12 protein-coding genes are annotated in these 17468 nt (G+C 70.0%); 3 read left to right on the forward strand and 9 right to left on the reverse strand.

The annotated features are described in order from the left end of the window. Window positions 1-242: 242 nt before the first annotated feature. Both MD221_RS03910 and MD221_RS03915 read right to left on the reverse strand, forming a co-directional pair. Complete coding sequence (locus MD221_RS03910; protein WP_242107964.1) at window positions 243-2333, reverse strand: right-handed parallel beta-helix repeat-containing protein; 2091 nt, start codon at window positions 2331-2333, stop codon at window positions 243-245. A 261-nt stretch (window positions 2334-2594) separates the two neighbouring features. Further along, window positions 2595-3020, reverse strand: coding sequence for a GNAT family N-acetyltransferase (locus tag MD221_RS03915; RefSeq protein ID WP_242107966.1), 426 nt, complete (start codon window positions 3018-3020; stop codon window positions 2595-2597). Between the two features lie 162 nt (window positions 3021-3182). Here MD221_RS03915 and MD221_RS03920 point away from each other — a divergent pair, with 162 nt between their 5' ends. The 3 genes from MD221_RS03920 (at window position 3183) to MD221_RS03930 (ending at window position 5880) form a co-directional block, all read left to right on the forward strand. Continuing rightward, entirely contained in the window at window positions 3183-3836 is a 654-nt protein-coding gene (locus MD221_RS03920; protein ID WP_242107968.1) for a glutathione S-transferase family protein, read from the forward strand. Between the two features lie 119 nt (window positions 3837-3955). After that, window positions 3956-5266: a C2 family cysteine protease gene (locus MD221_RS03925; protein ID WP_242107970.1), complete on the forward strand. Its 1311-nt coding sequence runs from the start codon at window positions 3956-3958 to the stop codon at window positions 5264-5266. A gap of 113 nt (window positions 5267-5379) precedes the next feature. Continuing rightward, window positions 5380-5880, forward strand: a complete 501-nt coding sequence (locus MD221_RS03930) for a hypothetical protein (RefSeq protein ID WP_242107971.1) — start codon at window positions 5380-5382, stop codon at window positions 5878-5880. A gap of 30 nt (window positions 5881-5910) precedes the next feature. Here the strand turns inward: MD221_RS03930 and MD221_RS03935 are convergent, their stop codons facing one another. From MD221_RS03935 to MD221_RS03965, 7 genes are all read right to left on the reverse strand, one after another. Beyond that, window positions 5911-6843: a bifunctional helix-turn-helix transcriptional regulator/GNAT family N-acetyltransferase gene (locus tag MD221_RS03935; protein ID WP_242107973.1), complete on the reverse strand. Its 933-nt coding sequence runs from the start codon at window positions 6841-6843 to the stop codon at window positions 5911-5913. Between the two features lie 56 nt (window positions 6844-6899). After that, window positions 6900-7565: a methyltransferase domain-containing protein gene (locus tag MD221_RS03940; RefSeq protein WP_242107975.1), complete on the reverse strand. Its 666-nt coding sequence runs from the start codon at window positions 7563-7565 to the stop codon at window positions 6900-6902. A gap of 37 nt (window positions 7566-7602) precedes the next feature. Next, window positions 7603-9750, reverse strand: a complete 2148-nt coding sequence (locus tag MD221_RS03945; RefSeq protein ID WP_242107977.1) for an N-acetylmuramic acid 6-phosphate etherase family protein — start codon at window positions 9748-9750, stop codon at window positions 7603-7605. Window positions 9751-9766: 16 nt separating this feature from the next. Next, the gene (locus tag MD221_RS03950; RefSeq protein ID WP_242107980.1) at window positions 9767-12754 is read right to left on the reverse strand and encodes a serine hydrolase domain-containing protein; all 2988 of its coding nucleotides are present in this window, start codon (window positions 12752-12754) and stop codon (window positions 9767-9769) included. A gap of 32 nt (window positions 12755-12786) precedes the next feature. Next, window positions 12787-15411 (reverse strand): TonB-dependent receptor, encoded by a 2625-nt coding sequence (locus MD221_RS03955; protein ID WP_242107982.1) that lies wholly within the window; start codon window positions 15409-15411, stop codon window positions 12787-12789. A gap of 268 nt (window positions 15412-15679) precedes the next feature. Further along, on the reverse strand, window positions 15680-16876 hold the full coding sequence (locus tag MD221_RS03960) for an SGNH/GDSL hydrolase family protein (RefSeq protein ID WP_242107985.1): 1197 nt from the start codon (window positions 16874-16876) through the stop codon (window positions 15680-15682). A gap of 168 nt (window positions 16877-17044) precedes the next feature. Beyond that, window positions 17045-17383: a zinc ribbon domain-containing protein YjdM gene (locus MD221_RS03965; protein ID WP_242107987.1), complete on the reverse strand. Its 339-nt coding sequence runs from the start codon at window positions 17381-17383 to the stop codon at window positions 17045-17047. Window positions 17384-17468 lie beyond the last annotated feature (85 nt).

Here is a 17468-nt window from a genome sequence, read left to right on the forward strand (position 1 = left end):
TTGGAACGGAAATCGAGCATAGCGCCGACGGCATGAACCCGGGCTCAGCCCGGGACATGGCGCGCTCGATGCGCTACGGCGCCATTCCAGGCTGCTCGCGCGGGACTCCCGCCACCCTGGCTCTACTACGTCTCGATGGCGTTCCGTTCCCTGAGCGCTCCGGCCGCTCGCGCCCTTCCTCGCCATGCCCGCCGCCGCCAGCACCGGACGGCGATCCGGTGCGGCGGCCGCTTGCCGGCGCCCTACTCCTGCGCCGACTCGATGGTCAGGTCGTCGAGGAAGAACCAGGCGCCCGCGCTTCCCGAGCCGACCAGGGTGATCAGCACGGTGCTGGTGCCAGCCGGCGCCTGCGCCGGGGCGCTGACCTGCTGCCAGCTCGTACTCAGGTTCTCCACCGCAATCACGTCGGTGCTCAATACGTGGCCGCTCTCGTCGCGCCACTCCAGCGCCAGTTTCGGGGTGCCGGGCGCACCGCCGCCGCCCTTGGCCCAGAAGCTGACCGCCATCGCGCCGGGACCGGCGACGTAGCCCGGATAGTTGGCCACTTCCGCGCCCCAGTAGCTGTCGGTGATGTCCACGCGCAGGCTGTAGCTGCCGCCGTGCGCCTGCTCGCTGCTGCGGCTGAGGTTGGCGTTGTACCAGCTGTTCCACAGCCCCTGCGATCCTTCCAGGGTCGCGGTGTCGGCATCGACGATGTTGCCCGTCGGACCCGGCCCGCCGACCTGGTCGCTGGTGCTGCCGGCGTCCTGCAGGTATGGCGCCGCCTGCCAGGCGGCGAAGCTGATCCGCTCGCCCCAGCGCTTGGCGAACTGCCAGGGACCGTAGTAGTGGTTGTTGGCGAACTTGTTGTTGGCGTTGAACATCACCTGGTCCTGCACGCCGCTCACCGTGTACGGCGACCAGGGCAGGTTGTCGGCGCCGGTGGCGATCAGCGCCTGCACGCCGCAATACTCGGACGTACCGCAGGGAACGGCGTCCGGGTCGAAGTAGAACTCGTTGCCGGTGACCTCGATGTTGCGCGAATGCCAGCGGCAATCGGTGAAATACGGCTCGCTGGCCACCTGCGTGTAGCAGGGATGGGTGGCGTTGATCGGATCGAGGTAGTCGTAGTCGTACGGCCCGGGAATCTGGTTCGGGCTCACGAACGGCGTGCAGTAGCTCTTGCTGGTGTTGCCGTTGGAGTTGCAGAAGCGGTTGGCGTTCTCGTAGATCGCCACGCCCGAGAAGTTATCCTCGAAGTAGTTGTCGTAGATGCGGATCTTCGCCGCGCCGGACACGCTGCTGGCCAGGCGCGCGTCGCCGCCGGACTCGGACAGGTAGATCGCCGGCGCCGGCGAGCCGTGGTTGTTCTGTCCCTTCATCCAGGCGTTGTTGATGAAGGTGTTGCCGCGGATGGTGGCGTTGTAGCTGATCTCGTACCAGATGCCCTCATCGTGGTTGTCGGCGATGTAGTTGCCTTCGAAGAGGAAGTCGATGTTGTTGGTGTCCGCCCACAGGGCGACGCTCTTGTTGTCGTGCACCCAGTTGTTGGTGACGCGCGCGCCCTTCACGTCCCAGAACTTGCCGCCGCCGGTGCAGCCGCAGCCGGGCTCGTGGGCCTCCCAGTCGTCGGTGTTGTTGCCGGCGATCTCGTTGTGGTCCAGCACGATGTTCTTGATCGCCGAATCGCCCTCCACCGGCGGCTTGAACATGCTGAAGCCGTACTGGCCGTTGTCCTTGAGGCAGTTGTAGCGCACCACGTTGTCGCTGCCGAGGAAAACGCCGGCGCCGTCGTTGCCGGTGATGGTGTTGTACTCGACCAGCCAGCCGTCGCCGGCGTCGTGGTTGACCACGCCTTCGTTGTTGTTGTCCAGGCCGCGGCCGAAGTTGCGGATGGTGAGGTAGCGGATCTTGACGTTCTTGGCGGTACCGGTGAACGCGTACAGGTTCAGGTTACGCCCGTCGATGATCGCCCCCGGGGCGCCGACGTAGGTGGTGTTCTCGCGCGTGATGATCTGGCCGTAGATGTCATCGCCGAGCGTATGCACGCCGGGCGCGAACCAGAGCACGGCGCCGGGCCGGTTGAAATCGAAGCCGCTGTTGTCGCCGGCGGGCACGGTGATCGCGCCTTCCGGCGGCGTCTGCGGCCCGGCCAGCAGCGCGGTGTCGCCGCAAATGCGCGCCGGCGGCTCCGCCGGCCACTGCAGGCTGGCGTCGACCTGCCGCGCGCCGGCCTGCTGGCGCGTGGCGGCCATGGGCGTGGCCAGCCCGGAGACGAGGATGACGGCGGATACGGCAAGAACCCTGGCCGCCTTTCCCGGAACGGAAAGCGGCTTGCGCTGTTGGATGGTCACTCTGGATTTCCCCTGGTCGAACGATCGGATGAGGCCGCGATTGGTGTTCCCCGCGACGGCGACACTTTGCAATAAATGCCGTTCGCCGAACCTGCGACTGCGTCACCATTCGGCCCGCGCGAAGCGTGACCGCGCGCCGGAGTTCCGGCATGCGTCGCTCGACGGTTCGCACGCATGCGATTCGATGCAACGCAGCAAACAGCGGAGGCGACGCGCATTCATGCGAAAGTTCGCATGTGCCCTTCGAACGGCACTTGACGATCAGGTCTCGCGCTTGTACCAGAACGCATCCGGCAAACGCGCCATCCCCGCCCGCTCGTAGAAGCCCACGGCCTCGGGCACCGAAGCCAGGATCAGGCTCACGCGCGGCCCCAGCTGCCGGCGCGCCTCGTCCAGCAATCCCCTGCCGATGCCGAGTTTCTGCGCCGCGGCGGAGACCGCGAGCTCGGAGAGATAGCAGCACCAGGCGAAATCGGTGACGCAGCGCGCCACGCCGGCCAGCACGCCGTCCGGCCGTTGCAGCCGCGCGGTAAGGATCAGGTTGGAGGCCGCCAGCATGGCGCGCAGGCGCGGCGCGTCGTCGACCGGCCGGATCGCCGCCAGGCCGGACTCGACCAGGACGCGCCGGAATTCGTCCGTCGCCAGCGTCGTCTCGCGCGCGTAGAACACTTGCGTGGCTTCGGGCATGGCCGGCACTCCTGGACGCTATCGCGCAAGGGTAACCGCAGCCCGCCCCGTCCGGCAGTGACCGGGATGGCCGCCGACATCGGAAAAGTGCCCTGCCAATGTCGATTTTCCGCCCCCCGGTTCGTCGCCCGGCAAAGCCCCCTTTCCACCCCTGGAGCCGCCATGTCCCTGACACTCTTCGCCCACCCCCTGTCCTCCTACTGCCAGAAGGCGCTGATCGCCTTCTACGCGAACGCCGTCGATTTCGAATACCGCCTGCTGGAAGACGAGCAGGCGCGGCGCGAGCTGCAGGCGCTTTGGCCGATGCGGCGCTTCCCGGTGCTGGTCGACGACGGTGCGACGGTCATCGAGTCGAGCACGATCATCGAGCACCTGGACCTGCGCCATTCCGGCCCGGTGCGCATGATCCCCGCGGATCCGGGCGCGGCGCTGGAGGTGCGGATGCTGGACCGCTTCTTCGACAACTACGTCTCCACGCCGCAGCAGAAGATCGTCTTCGACGCCATTCGCCCGGAAGCCGACCGGGATCCGTACGGCGTGACCGAGGCGCGGTCGATGCTCGATACCGCCTACGCCTGGCTCGAACGGCGCATGGCCGGCCGCGAATGGGCGGTGGGCCAGGCCTTCAGCCTGGCCGACTGCGCTGCGGCGCCGGCCTTGTTCTACGCCGATTGGAGCCATGCGATCGATCCCTCGTACCGCAACGTGCACGCCTACCGGCGCCGGCTGCTGGCCTACCCTGCCTTCGCCCGCGCGGTCGACGAGGCGCGCCCCTATCGCCACTACTTCCCGCTCGGCGCGCCCGATCGCGACTGAGGCCAGGCGCGAATCCGCGGGGAATGTCAGTCCGCCGCGCCGGATTGCGTTCATAGCAAGGGGGCGGCATTGCGGCCGCGCGATGCCGCCCCACCCTTCAACTCATGGACGGACTCACTATGAACAGCAATTTCCTGGGCGGCGCGATCAATCCCTATGCGCTGGCCGAAACCGTGATCGGCAAGCGCGTGGAATGGAACAAGCTCGAGCGCCCGCTCGAACTCCTGGAGAAGACCCTGGGCACGCGTGCCGACCGCCTTTTCGACGGCGGCAAGGGATCGCCGGTGTTCGCGCTGCAGCAGTCGCTGCTCTCGCCGGCCGCCAGGCCCGGGCGCACCGCAAAATCCGCGCGCGCGGCCACGGCGAAGACGCCCGCCAAGGCCAGGAACGGCACGGCTGCGGCGTTGCCGGCGTTCAAGGCGAATCTCTCGGAGCAGATCTCGCCCGCGCTCAGGAAGCACCTCGTCGACATCGTGACGCCGGTGCTGATCCCGCAGCTGCGCACCACCGAATACAGCGGCGCCACCTGGAGCGATCCCGGCGATTTCTTCGAGGAAGGCACCGAGTTCGGCGATCCGGTGCAGGGCGCGGTCGGCGACTGCTGGCTGATCGCCGCCCTGGCCTCGGTGGCGCTCAGCCGTCCCTACGCCATCGTGCAGCGCAACCGCACCACCGGTCCCGGCAACGACGCCTTCGTCAACGCCATCGACATCGCCGACACCTCGGCCACCACCAAGCGCTTCGAGGTCACCGAGAACGTCCCGGTCAACACCGGCACCGGCGCGCCGCGCTTCGCCCGCTCGGCCGAGGCCGGCGAGATCTGGCCCGGCGTCTACGAGAAGGCCTTCGCCAAGTTCCGCTCCGGCAATCTCACCGACAAGCCCGACATCCTGGTGCTGCACGGCGGCGACTGCGTGGACGCCAGCGCCCGGCTGGTTCCCGGCACCGTCGCCCACTACACCCAGACCAGCACCAGCAGCGCCGACGCGCTGTGGCAGCAGCTGCGCGACAACTGCATCGCCACGCCCACCGCGGCCGGCGCCCTGGAACCGGTCTTCGGACGCCTGCGCAGCGGCCGCACCATCAATCCGATGACCGCCTGGACCTATGCCACGGCCGCCGACGCCCCCGACCCGATCGCCTACGACGGCAGCACCGGCATCGTCGGCTGGCACTGCTACTCGATCCTGGGCTGGATCACCCGCACCAGCCTGCCGGTGGTGTTCGGGCAGCCGGCCAGGACGCAGCGCTACATCGTGCTGCGCAATCCCTGGGGCCAGCACGAGGGCCTGGTGGACACGCTCGCGGCGGACTGGCGCAGCCACGAAACCAGCTGGATCCGCGCCACGCCGCTCAATACCGGCGGCGTCTTCGCGATGACCATCGAATCCTTCAAGCGCTACTTCGCCGGCCTGGGCGTGGCGTCCTGAGCCCACGGCACGGCGCCCGATGCCCCCCGGGGCATCGGGCGAGGAACTGCGGGCAGACGCGGCCTGTGCGGGCAAGGTATCCTTGCCCGTCACACAAGGATCAGCGGCCCTACATGAAGTGGGATGTCTTCACCATCATCGAGCAGATGCTCATCCTGCTGACGATTTCCAGCCAGATCTGGATCGCCGTGCGGGTGATCCTCAATTCCAGCGGCGCCGAGCAGTACGTGCGGATCATGGCCTTCTGCACCGGCTTCCTGATGTTCCTCATCAGCCGTCCGCTCGGCCTGACCTTCGCCGACCTGATGCTGCGCGCGCGCGTGCAGGAGGACCTGCTCAGCCTGGTGCTGATCGGCGGGCTGCTGCCCTTCATGATCGGCATCGTGGTCTCGGAAGCCACCATCCTCGCCCTGCACATGGGCAGGCCGATCCCGATCCGCTTCATGCTGATGGTCGCGGCCTTCACCCTGTCGCAGGCCGCCTATACCAATTTCATCGCCCTGAAGACGCACGTCACCACGCTGGACCGCGCCTACGTGCCGAACCTGTGCTACGCGGTGGCGGTCGGCATCTGGCTGACCTTCCGCTACCGCGATCCCACGCCGGACAAATGACGGCGACGCCCCGCGCCTGACCGCCGCGCCCTAGCCCGGCGGCGCGCCCTTGCCGGCGCGCCCACGCCTGGCCCCCTTGCGCAGGCCGGTCTTCTCGAACCAGTGATGGGCATAGGGATTGTCGTTGTAGCGCGCGATCTCGCGATAGCCGTTGCGCAGGTACAGCGCCTGCGCCTCCTTGAGCGCGCGGTGGGTGTCCAGGCGCAGCACGTCCATCCCGGCTTCGGCCGCATGCGCCTGGAGCGCGTCGAGCAGGCGCTTGGCGACGCCGAGCCCGCGCGCGGCGGGCGCCACCCACATGCGCTTGATCTCGCCCACGCCCCGCCCGATCGCCTTGAACGCGCCGCAGCCGATCGCCTCCCCGTCCAGCCGCGCGACCAGGAACTGGCCGCGCGGCGGCATGAGCTCGCCCGGATCGGCGGAAACGCTGCGCTCCGGATCGAAGCCGCCGTCGAAGCGCGCCTGCAGTTCCTCGAAGTAGGCGCGCAGGCAGGCCCGCGCCTCGCCGCCGGCGGGATCGGCGGCCTCCACCGTCACCGCCGCCGCGCGCATGAAACGCTCGACCTCGGCCATCGCCGCGACCAGGCGGTCGCGCTGCGCGGGCCCCAGCGGCACCAGCACCGAGGCCGCGAACTGCTCCGAGCGCAGATCCAGCTCGTCGAACTCGCGCAGCCCCTTGCGCGTCAGCGTGGCCACGCGCACCCGGCTGTCGGCCTCGGCGCGCTGCAGCCGGATCAGCCCCTGCCCCTCCAGCGAGCGCAGCAGGCGGCTGAGATAGCCAGAATCCAGGGACAGCCGGGCGCGCAGGGCGCGCAATTCGGCGCCGTGCCGGCCGATCTCGAACAGCAGCCGCGCTTCGCTCAGCGGGCGCCCCATGCCGAGGAAGCTCTCGCTCAGCACCCCAAGGCGCCGCGTGAGGGTGCGGTTGAAGCTGCGGATCTGCGTAATCTGACCGGAATCCATTATCTGACTTTAGTCAGATAAATATCCTTCGTCAATCCGGCCGGAGGCGGAGGGCCTCACCCGCCCGCATCGGCGGACTTGCGGGCGACCACGATCCACCAGGGACCGTCCTCGCTCACGTTGTGCGCGTGCCAGTCGAGCCGCAGGCCCGCCTCGGACAGCGCCACCTCCAGCTCCTCCAGCGTGCGCCGCACGACCAGGTACTCGCCGAACTTGCCGTGCTCCCACGATTCCCCGGTCCCCTCCTGCACGGACACCAGGAACGCGCCTCCGGGATGCAGCGCCGCCGCCACCTTGCGCAGGACGCCGGGCGTCAGGTCGCGACCGACATGCTGCAGCACGTACAGGGCCACGACCGCGCCGTAGGGACCGCCGAGATCGTCGCGCAGCAGGTCCAGCGCCTCGATCCGCTTGCCGCGCCCGGCCTGGAACTCGAGGAACCCCTGCGTGACATCGGTCCGCCGCACCGCGACGCCCAGCGACTCCAGGAAATCGGCGTCCCAGCCCGCGCCCGAGCCCACCTCCAGCACCGTCCCGACCTCGCCCGCGATCTGCGCCACGCGGCGCAGCGCCTGCTCGTCGACGCCGCTCGGCCATGAGGCGATGCGCTGCACGTAGCTCGTTGCGGATCGCTCGTACACCTCCACGGTGCGGCGATTGTCGGCGCAGGCGGCCAGCGAGGGCGACTCGCCCGTGTTCTGCGCATCGCGGCGTTCGGTCATGCCAGGCTCCAGGGAAGGAATGCGGCGGAGGGATGCGCTAGCGCGCCGTGAGCGCCGACAGATAGCCGTTGAGGCCGCCCGAGCGCAGCCGTTCGGCGGCCTCCTCGTAGGACACGGCGCGTTGCAGGCGCTGCGATTCGAGGATGCGCACGATCGCCAGCGAGACTTCCGCCGCGCCCTGGTCGCCGGCGCTCTTGCGTGTGCGCACGAAGCCGATGGTGTCGAACAGCACCGCGTTGGCCTGCGCATAGCCGAGCGGCGGCCGCTCGCCGTAGCGCCGCGTCCAGCCCGGATCGGCGAGCACGTCGTTGACGTGCGACTGGATCAGGTAGGTGGCCCGCCCGATCAGCTTGAGGTTGCTCGGGCTGACATGGGTCATGGTGTTGCCGACCACCTTGTCCAGGCGCGCCATCACCGCGGTGGAGTGCGCATTGAGCAGCATCTTCAGCGCGATCTGCTGGTCCACGCCGAAGGGATCGTCCCGCGTGCCGACCGCGACGTGCACGATCGCGTCCGCGCCCGGCCACGCCGGCACCTGTTCCTCGCCCACGTGCACGATGCCCAGGCGCGCGCCACGCGCCTGGAATGCCGCGCCGAAACGTCCGAAGGGCGAAGCGCTTTCGCCCAGCGCGCGCGCCTCGTCCCCCACCGCCACCATCACGCCCAGATCGCCGCGTGCGGGGCCGCTGCGGCGCATCGAGGCCTCGGAAAACGAGAAATCGTAGAGCGCCTGCTGCTCGTCGCCGGCGCGCTTGAGGCTTTCCAGCGCGGCGTTGCGCAGGTACGGATCGTCGATCCGGGTCGCGAACGGCTCGCGGTAGCGTTCGGCCTGCAGGCCGCGGAACGGGCGCCCGAGCATGCCCTGCCAGGCCTCGCCGGCGTCGCGCGCCGGCGTCCACACCTGGATCCAGGATTTGCGCGCCGGCTCCTTGACCGTATCCAGCGGGAACAGGCGGAAGGTCGGGCTGCGCTCGGTGCTATCGATGAAGACCGTGATCAGGCCGCAGTCGGCGAAATAGGTGGAAAAGCGGCCGTCGCGATACGTATCGGATTCGAGGTCGGTGAGCCTGGCCAGCTCGGGCACCGAGGCCTTCGCTGAGGAGAGCAGCCGCGGGAAGCGCGCCAGCCGCGCTCGCAGGTCGTCTTCGCCCGCGAATCCGAGCCGCGCCATCTCGCCGGCGTCCAGGAAGCGGCCGAGCACGCGCGCCACGGCGTCCTGCAATGCGTGGGCGATGACGAAGGTCTCGATGGTCGTCGCCTGCATGCGCGTCGAACCGGTGATCGCCTGCGGGCCGGTGGTCAGGTTGAGCTTGGTGATGCCGGGCTGCTCGATCACCTCGCGGCTGCGCTCGAACGGCAGCAGCACGCGATCGGGATTGTTGTAGACGAAGAACAGGTGCGCCGCGGCCGCTGCGGGATCGTAGTCCGGGGCCGGCTTGCCCTGCGTCAGCCGCCACTGGTCCAGCGCGCCCAGCACGGTGCCGATGCCGGCCGAGGTCTCGCCGCCTTCGGTCACCTCGATCACCACGTCGCCCTTGCCGATGCCATGGTCGGCCAGCTGCAGGCGGCCGATCAACTGCAGGTCCTCGAAGCCCTCCAGCGAGCTGATCAGGGCGCGGTCGGCGCCGGTCATCTCGCCCACCAGGTCGGATGCGATGTTCTCCGACAGATGCGCCCGCAGCTTGGCGCGGATCGCCGGATCGGCCAGCGCGCGGCGCCAGAACGGGCGCCAGAACGTGCTTTCCATTTCCTTGGCCAGGCGACCGGTGGCGCCGGTGCCGTAGACGTAGATCCTGCGCCGCTCCAGCATCGCCTTCTCGATGGCGGCCGAGAGCATCGACGGCGCCGGCTCGCGCGCCAGCGTGTCCAGGCGCGCGGCGATGTCCTCGTCCACCGAGAACAGCATCCGCAACCCCTCGGCGGTGTCGTGCGCGATGCGTTCGCTCAGGTCCCAGGTGCGCGGGTGCCGCTGCTCGGTGGTCAGCGTGTGCAGCTGGAACTGCGTCTTGTTGCGGACGTAGTCCTCGGACTCGGCCGAGGGGACGATGCCCAGCAGCTGCAGGACGTCCCGTTGCGGCGCGGCGCCGCTTGCCGATGGCGTCGGCGGCGTCGTGGCGCAGGCGGCCAGCAGGCCCAGCAACGCGCCCAGCAGCGGGCCACGCAGGCGTTCGGTCATGGCGGGCATTGCGGCTCCTCCTCGATCACGGCGCGGCGAGCGCGCGCACCACCGCGTCGGCCACGGCCGGCCGTACCTCGCGGATCCGGTTGTTCTCGCGCGTGGGGTGCACGCGGTTGGTCAGCAGCACCACGAACAGCTCGCGCTCGGGATCGATCCAGAGCGATGTCCCGGTGAATCCGGTATGGCCGAACGCGTCGGCCGAAAACAGGCTGCCCGCCGAGGAGCCCTCGGGGGATCTGGTGTCCCAGCCCAGCGCGCGGGTGGAATCGGCCACCGCGCCGTCGCGGCGGGTGAACAGCGCCACGGTATCGTGCGAGACGATGCGCTGGCGCGCGCCGCCGGCATCGTCGAGCACGCCGCCGTAGAGCAGCATCTGCGCGAAACGGGCCAGGTCGCCCGCCGTGGAGAACAGGCCGGCGTGCGGCGCCACGCCGCCCATGGCGTAGGCGTTCTCGTCGTGCACATCGCCCCGCACCACGCGCCCGCGCCAGGGGTCGCGCTCGGTGGGCGCGATGCGCGCGAGCACGTCGGACGGCGGCGGCTCCGGGAAGAACCGCGTCTGGCGCATGTCGAGCGGCTCGAACACCTGCTCGCGCGCGAACGTGTCCAGCGGCACGCCCGACACGCGCTCCAGGATCTCGCCGAGCAGGATCACGCCCAGATCGCTGTAGCGGCTCTCCGTGCCCGGCCGGTAGGCCAGCGGCATCGCCTCGATGCGTTCGAGGAAGGCCTGCCTGCCCTGCGTATCGCGGTAGAGCTGCGCCGTCGCCTGCAGGCCCGCCGAATGGGTCAGCAGCTGGCGCACGGTCACCGCGTCCTTGTCCGATGCCTGCCCCGGCCCGTCGACGAACCGCGGCAGGTACGAGGCCACGCGCGCGTCCAGGTCGAGCCGGCCCTGGTCGACCAGCATCATCGCCATGGTGGTGGTGGCGATCACCTTGGTGAGGCTGGCGAGGTCATAGAGCGTGTCGGCGGCGACGGCGGGCGCGTCGACGGCATAGGTCTGCCGCCCGAACGGCCGCAGCATCGCCAGCCGGCCGCGATGGCCTACGGCGATCACGCCGCCGGGGAACGCGCCGCTCGCCACCGCCTCGTCGAGTACGCGGGCCACGGCATCGAGGCCGTCCGGGCGGAAGCCCGCCTCGACTGCGGCCTTGCGCGGATCCGCAGGCGTTTCGAGCGCCAATGCGCGGCGCGGGATGCGCAGGCCCTCGCCCACCTTCGCCACGCCGGGCAGCGTGACCGGCAGGCGGCCGGTGATGGCGCTCTCGCCGAGCAGCGCCTGCATGGCGGCGCGCTGGTTGGTCGCCCATGGCCCCCAGGCGCACAGCAGCGCGGGCACCTGCGGCAACTGCAGCGTCACGTAGGGGCTGCCGAAGACGATCGCCGCGTTCGGCACGCCCGAGGCGCCGAGCGCGTTCAGCAGCGCCGCCTGGCTTTCGTCGAGCCGCGCGCCGCCGCGCAGATAGAGCGAGACGAGCACGTGCGTGTAGCCGTCTCTGGCGCGCGCCAGCAGGGCCTCGCGCTGCGGCGCGGGCAGGTTGGCCGCCACGCGGACGGTATCGGCCGGAATGCGGCGCGCCTCGAGCTCGGTTTCGAACGCGTCCGCCGGATCGTCCATGCCGTCGCTGGCCACCACCAGATGCAGGATGCGCAGATGCCGCTCCTCGGGCAGCGGCAACACGTCGCCGGCGTTGCGCACCAGCGTGATCGCGTCGCGCGCGATCGCGTCCGCGCGCGCCTGGTCGTCGCTGCGGCCGGCCAGCCCGCGCGCCGCGACGGCATCGGCCATGCGCTGCCGGTGCAGTCCCATGCGCGCCTTGGCGGCCAGCACGCGCAGCACGGCCTCGTCCAGCCGCGCCTGCGGCAGCTGCCCCTCGCGCACCGCGCGGGCGATCGACTGCGCCGCCACGCGCGGATCGGGCGGCATCAGCACCACGTCGGCGCCCGCGGCGATCGCCCGCACCGCGGCGGCACCGACCCACACGCCGGCCACGCCGCGCATGTCCATGGCGTCGGTGACCGCAAGCCCCCGGAAGCCGAGCTCGTCGCGCAGCAGACCGGTCGCGATCGGCCTCGAAAGCGTGGCCGGCGACTGGCTGGGATCGAGCGCCGGCACCTGCAGGTGGCCGAGCATCACCGAATCCACGCCGGCGGCGATGGCCGCGCGGAACGGCACCAGCTCCACCCGCCGCAGGCGCGCGCGATCGCCGGCCAGCGTCGGCAGGCCGTAGTGGCTGTCCACCGCGGTGTCGCCGTGGCCGGGGAAATGCTTCACCGAGGTCATGACCGGCGTGCGCGCGGCATGCGCGCCCTGGATGAAGGCCGCGACCAGCTTGCCGACGCGCTCGGGCTCCTCGCCGAAGGAGCGCGTATTGATCACCGGGTTGGCGGGGTTGACGTTGACGTCGGCGACCGGCGCCAGCACCCACTGCACGCCGAGCGCGCGCGATTCGCGTGCCGTCACTTCGCCGGCGAACCGCGCCGCCTCCTCCGCCCCCGAGGACAGCGCGCCGATCGCCATCGTGCCCGGCAGCTGCACCGTGCCCTCGTCGACACGGAATCCGACGCTGCGCTCGAAGTCGCCGGACACCAACAGCGGAACGGCGGCGGCGGCCTGCATGCCGTCCAGGTAGGGAACCACCGTGTCGAACTCCGAGCGCGACAGCACCAGGCCGCCGATGCCGAGCTCGCGCACCTGCGCCAGCAACTGCGCGGTCGGCGGGGCGTCGGCCGGACGCGGACGCGCCTCGGTCTTCACGAACACCAGCTGCGCCGCCTTGCGGTCCAGGTCGAGCCCGGCAAAGGTCGATTCGACCCATCGCCGGTCCGCTTCGGACAGGCCGCGCAGGCTCGCCGCCCGTGCCGCCGTCGCCGCGCCCGGCGTCGCCTGCGCTCCGGCGGGCCGCGGGCTCGCCCCCGCCGACAACGCCGTCAGCAGGACCGCGGCCAGCACCGGCAGGCCGCGCCGCATGCGTCCGCGCACCGGCCCGATCACCTGTTCAATCAAGAGCGCGTCCCGTCAGCGGCCGTCGCGCCATCTTAGAACTTGACCCGCGCGTTGATGAAGTAGCGCCGCCCGTTGCGGTACAGGCCGAGCGGCCGGTCCTCCTTGCCGGCGTAGCGGTACTGCGTCTCGTCGAGCAGGTTCAGCCCCTGCAGGCTCAGTTCCAGGTACTCGTTCACGCGGTACGTCAGGTTGGTGTCGACCTGCGCGTAGTCGTCGTTGGTCGTGACCGCGCCGTCCACGCCGATGGCGCGGAAATACTTGTCGCGCCAGCTGTAGGTCAGCCGCGCCGAGAAGCGGTCGTTCTCGTAGAACGGCGTGATGTTGAACGTGTTCTTCGAATTGAACGGCACTTCCAGGCCGCCGCTGGTGCCGCCTTCGGAATAGGTGTAGTTGCTCATGATGCCGAAGCCGGAATCCCAGCTCTTCTGGAACGCCAGTTCCAGGCCGTAGAGCCGCCCGCCCCGCCCGTTGCGCGGACGGGTGATGTCATAGGTCTCGAACTGCCCGTCGGTGACGTTGAACTGCAGCTCCTTGGCGCTCTGGTTGATGATGAAGGTGTCGATGTCCTTGTAGAACGCGGTCGCCGCCAGGATGCCGGTCTCGCTGAAGTACCACTCCGCGGACAGGTCGTAGTTGTTGGCGCGGTACGGCTCCAGGTCCGGATTGCCGCCGGTGCCGGTGTTGACCGTGTCGCGCAGCACGATGAACGAGGACAGGTCGTCGAAGTTGGCGCGCGCCAGCGAGCGCGCGGCGGCCAGGCGCAGCACCAGGTCCTCGCGCGCGTCCCAGGCGACGTTGAGCGTCGGCAGCCAGTCCTTGTAGGTCTTGTCGAACTTGTTGGGAAACAGGCCCTGCGGCGTGCGCGTCTGCCCGACGCTGGTCTGCTGAGTGCGCACGTAGCGCACGCCCAGGTTGCCGCGCAGGTCGCCGAAGCCGAAGTTCAGCTGCGCGTAGGCGCTGCCGATCTTCTCCTCGATGTCGAAGCTGCCTTCCGGCCGCTCGGCCAGCGCGCCCGCCTCGGGCAGCCCGCGCAGGAACTTGCGCAGCCCCAGCCGATCGGCCATCGCCCAGTCGGTCAGTCCGCCGCCGGCATCGATCCCGTCCATGAAGTCGCCCGGCGTCGTGCCGCCGTAGAAATCGGCCAGCGACAGGCCGGACAGCCGCGCCGGATCGACCGCCGCGATCCGGTCGGTCTGCCCGGTCTCGTGCTTGCGGTACTTCGCGCCGACCAGCAGCTGGCTCACCGGGCCCCAGTCGACGTTGAGCGAATAGTCGCCCTGCAGGTAGTGCTCCTTGTCGCGGGTCGGCTGCGCGCGCAATTCGCCCAGGGCGATGCCGCCCATGCTGGCCGGATCGGCCGGATCGTTGTCGAAGTCCACCGACGCCGACTTCTCGCCGATGTGGTAGTCGTAGCCGCCGACCCCGGCGAATTCCAGGAAATTCTGCTTCTGCGTGCCGCCGTCGGCCTTGGTGGTGCCGGCCTGCGCGCTGGCGTTCCAGCCCTCGCCGCGCCAGTCGGCGCGCAGGTCGACGGAGTAGGTCTTCACCTGCGCCTCGCGGTCGATGGCGTCGAGCAGGGTCAGGCCGTTGTTGACGCGCGCGTCGGTCACCAGCCCGTTGCGGATGGTGGCCGCCGTCACCGAGCTGGCGCAGGCGCCGGGCGTGCCGCAGTTGGTGAAGGCGTAGCGGCTCTGGTTGTAGTTGTTGTACTGGCCCTTGATGTAGACGCCGGTCAGGTTGAGCTCGAACGTGTCGCTGGGCTTGGCCTGCAGGCCGAAGGTGAAGCTGCGCAGCGTGCGTTCCTGCTGGAAGATCGCCGAGTTGATCGCGTTGGGGAACACCGCGTTGCGGTCGTCGCCCGTCACGGTCGGGAAACCGCCGCCGGCCGTGGTCGAGGCCACGGTGGGGAAGCTGAAGACCTCCACGCCATCGCGCCGCAGCTCCTCCTTGGAATACAGCGCCGAGAACAGGAAGCCGAAGCTCTCGGCGGGGTTCTTCCAGCTGTAGAGCCCCGAGACGCTGGGCGAGCTGTCGTCGGAGCGGTCGTTGTAGGCGTGCCCCAGCGAAGCGTTGATGGTGTTGGCCGGCAGGTCGAGCGGGCGGCGCGTGTAGACGATCACCGTGCCGCCGATGCTGCCCTCGTCGATGCGCGCCTCGGGCGACTTGAAGACCTCCAGCCGCCCGACGATCTCCGGCGACAGCAGCGTGTAGTTGAAGGTGCGCCCGGGGCCGTCGAGGATCTGCCAGTCCGCCGAGGCGATGGTCTGCCCGTTGAGCAGCGTGCGGTTGAGCGAAGGCTCGGTGCCGCGGATGCTGACCTGCTCGCCCTGGCCGAAATTGCGGTCGACCGTGACGCCCGGGATGTGCGAGAGCGATTCGGCGACGTTCTTGTCGGGGAACTTGCCGATGTCCTCGGCGGTGATCGCCTCCACGATCGCGTCGGCGTTGCGCTTGGTCTGCAGCGAGCTCTGCAGGCTGGCGCGGATGCCCTGCACCACGACCGTGTCGAGTTCGGTGGGATCCTGGACCGCCTGCGGCGCGGCGGGCGCCTGCGCCTGTTGCGGCGGCTCCTGGACCTGCTCCTGCGCCTGCGCCCGGGCGGCCAGCAGCGCCGCGAGGATTCCAGCCGACAGCATCGTCTTGCGGATCGTCATCATGCCCCTCTCCCCTGCCCGTGCGGGCAGCCAGCTTTTCGGAATTGTGTCCGTCGCCGCGGCACGCCGTTGCGGCGCATCGCGTTCGATCGCACATCCCCCCTGAAGCCGCGGCTCGTGGACGCGCGGGCACCGAACGCGCCCGACTTCGACCATGTCCTTGCCTGATGCGGAAGCGATCTGAAACTGTTTTGACCGCGCCGTCAACCACCGCGGCCGCGAAACGGCCGCACGGCGGCCGGGCGCGGCGATGGCGCGTCGCGCCTGGCGCCTATTTCCCGGCGTCGAACAGCGTCAGGTCGATCGCCTCCGCCATGGCCTTGTAGCCGGCATCGTTCGGATGCAGGTGGTCGCCGCTGTCGAAGGCCGGCAGCAGGCGATCGGGATGCGCCGGATCGCGCATCACCTTGTCGAAGTCCACCACCGCGTCGAAGGCGCCCGAGTCGCGGATCCAGGCATTCACCTGCTCGCGCTTGGCCAGCGCCGCGGGCGTCGGCGGCGCCGGAAATTCGGTGTTCGCCCTGGGCAGCAGCGTCGCGCCCCAGATCTTGAGCCCCCGCGCATGGGCCCGCGCGATCAGCGTCTTCATGCCGTCGATGATCTGCTGCGCCGACACCTTCTGCTCCGGCGCGGCCAGCACGTCCGAAGCGGAGATGTCGTTGCCGCCTTGCAGCAACAGCACCCAGCGCACGCCGGGCTTGTCGAGCACGTCGCGATCCAGGCGCGAGAGCGAGCTCGGGCCGCGGTACGGCGCCGCGCCGTCGTTGACGATGCGGTTGCCGGCGATGCCGGAATTGACCACGGCGATGTCCGCCAGGGCCGGATCGGCCTGCAGCCTGCGGGCCAGGAGATCCGGCCAGCGCGCGTCGCCGTTCTGGGTGGAGCCGACGCCGTCGGTGATCGAATCGCCCAGGGCTACGATGGCGCGCGCGCCGGCCGCCGCGGCGACCTCCACGTCGGTGAGGAAGTAGCGCCTGTCCTCCGGTTCGCCCGCGGGGAATGCCGTCGCGGCCGTGGCCTCGTCCGGCGCGAAGAACGCGTCCTGGCTCGCCGCGCCGTGGATGGTCGGCCGCTTCGCGCCCTGCGGCAGGTACAGGCTGACCGCGATGCGCTCCAGCGCGCCGACCGGCAGCGCGACCGGATCGCTGAGCGCGCTCGCGCCCCGCGCCAGGGTGAGGGTGGGCTTGCCGTCGAAGGTCACGGCCTGGCCGGAACCCTCGACGATGGCCGAGCCGTCGGCCGCCTTGGCCACGCGCACCGGGCCGAGGGTCAGCGGCGCGTCGCCGAAGAGATTGGACAGCCGGATGCGCACCGCAGAGCCACCGATGCTGGTCCGGACCACCTGCCGGATCGATCCCGCTTCGAGCGGCGCGCCTTCGGACACCGGCGCCGCCCCCCAGGTGGCGATCCAGCCGTCCTCGGCCTTGGCCGCGCCGGCCAGCGCTTGCGCGGGCGCTCCGAGCGCCACGACGCATGACAGCAACCATCCCGCTACGACACGCGTGCGCGTCGAACTCCGCATGACACGATCCTTGTTCCCGGTTTCCAGCGCGGCACTGTGTGTGCCCGGCCCGTCGCGACGACAGTGTCGGAAGTCATTGCACCGCGCACGGCATCGGCCACGCGATGCCGGCGCTCATGCCTTGCGCAGGAAGCAGGTCTTCAGCACCAGGCCCTTGATCTTGTCGGAATGGCCTTCGATGTGCGCCGGATCGTCCTCGACCAGGCGGATATTGCGGATGACCGTGCCCTGCTTGAGCGGGATCGAGCTGCCTTTCACCTTCAGGTCCTTGATCACCACCACGGTATCGCCTTCGGCCAGCGCATTGCCGTTGCAGTCGCGCACCACGCCGGCGGCATCGCCGGGCGGGTCGTCCTCGCTCCATTCGTGCCCGCAATCCGGGCAGACCCATAGCGCGCCGTCGGCGTAGGTGTGATCGAGCGCGCAAAGCGGGCAAACAGGGGCGTCGGACATGGGGCGGAAAGGCCGGTGGGGGCCGGCAATTGTACCGGCCTCGCGATCGCCTTTCGCGGGAAACCGCGCGCCGTCGCGGCACGCA

Source organism: Luteimonas aquatica, assembly GCF_022662575.1.
In the GTDB taxonomy this organism is placed as follows: Bacteria; Pseudomonadota; Gammaproteobacteria; order Xanthomonadales; family Xanthomonadaceae; genus Luteimonas; species Luteimonas aquatica.